Source organism: Pedococcus sp. NPDC057267 (assembly GCF_042668795.1).
Taxonomy (GTDB): Bacteria; Actinomycetota; Actinomycetes; order Actinomycetales; family Dermatophilaceae; genus Pedococcus.
In genome coordinates this window covers 1-1,504 of sequence record NZ_JBHUYG010000187.1, presented here as the reverse complement: position 1 = coordinate 1,504, position 1,504 = coordinate 1, and the positions used below count along the sequence as shown (strand labels likewise).

Annotated in this window: 2 protein-coding genes; both read right to left on the bottom strand. The window is 71.5% G+C overall.

From position 1 onward, the window contains the following. Positions 1-638: ABC transporter (locus ACFUC1_RS20565; RefSeq protein WP_379123174.1), on the bottom strand; the 638-nt coding region annotated here is incomplete at its 3' end. Positions 639-694: 56 nt separating this feature from the next. Beyond that, positions 695-1,504, bottom strand: an 810-nt coding sequence (locus tag ACFUC1_RS20560; protein WP_379123172.1) for an ABC transporter substrate-binding protein, incomplete at its 5' end; no start/stop codon positions are given.

The window sequence follows — 1,504 nt, the reverse complement described above, 5'->3', positions numbered from 1 at the left end:
AGCAGCCACGGGACCTCGTAGGAGCCGAGGGTGTAGACGAACACGATGGCGCACGATGCTGCCAGGGCGGGCATCGCCAGCGGCACGGTGACCATCGTCGTGCGCTGCCGCGCGCTCGAGCCCAGGACGGTCGCGGCCTCGTGGTACTCCTTCAGGGTTGGTGCCACCGCGGCCGTCACGACGAGGGCGACGAAGGCTGACTCCTTCCACGCGAACTCGGTCACGACTGCGACGGGCACCCGGGCCGCGACCAGGTGCGGCCAGGACGTCGGCTGGACTCCGGTCAGGCGGTCCAGCAGGCCGGCGTCGGAAAGCAGCAGCCCGACGCTGGCTGCACCGACCAGGTGAGCGACCGGGACGGGGGCCATGGTTGCCGCGGCGAGTACGCGGGCGCCGCGGCGCGAACTGAGGATGAGGACGGCGATGACCATGCCTGCGGTCCCGGCCGCGACCGTGGACGCGGTGGCAGTCAGCAGGCTCACCAGGAGGCTGCCGGGTAGGTCCGGCGCCAGTGTGGCGAAGGCGGACCAGGTCAGGTGCGGTGTCCCCACCAGCGGCATCAGACCGGTCGCGCTCAGCGCGAGGGAGACCGTGGCGGAGCCCGTCACAAGGACCGTCAGGACCACGGCCGGTGCCACCAGCAGAACGGCCCCCACGCGGCCGCGGCGGGCAGTGCGCGAGGAGGCGGGTGTCCTCACTGGTCGGCTGCGAGCACGTTGCGGCGCCACCCGTCGTCCAACGGCGCCACCCATCCCGCGGACAGCTCGGGGTTCGCGTGCCGGGACAACACCTCGTAGGTGGGCACGACCGGCGACGTGGGCAGCGCCGCGAACGCGGCAGCGTCAGCGGGGTCGAGTCGGGAGCGGTCCAGGACGGTGAACTGACCCCAGGTAGCCGGGTCCGCCTTGGCCACCTGCTGCGCCGGAGACAGGGCCAGGTTGGCCACGACCTTGGCCGCGTCACGATGGCCGGAGGTCGACGGGATCGCCAGGAAGCTGGCGTTGCCCACTGTCCCCTCGTCCAACGGAAGTACCCGGGTGCTGGCGGGGAACGTGCCCTTCTTCACCAGGTCGGTCAACGTGGCGGGCCCGTACGTCATGGTCATGTCGACCTGGCCGTCGGCGAACAGCTTGTCCAAGGCGGTCGAGTCGCGCGGGTACGTGCTCCCGTGGCGCCACAGCGACGGCGCCAGGTCCGTCAACCGCTTCCACACTGCGGGGGTGAGCCGGTCGTAGGCGGCCTTGGTGTAGGTGGGCGGGACGTTGGCGTAGCCACCGGAGGTGGAGTACAGCACCTGGCGCAGGAACACCGAGCCGGTGAAATCCGGCGGCGCCGGGTAGGTGAACCGGCCCGGGTGCGCCTTGGCCCAGTCCAGGACGCCGGCCAGGGAGGTGGGGGGTGAGGTGATGGTGGCGGAGTTGTACACCAGGGAGAACTGGGCCTTGTGCCACGGTGCCTCGCACCCGCGGACCGGTGTGCCGAAGTCGCGGGTCAGGAGCGGGTC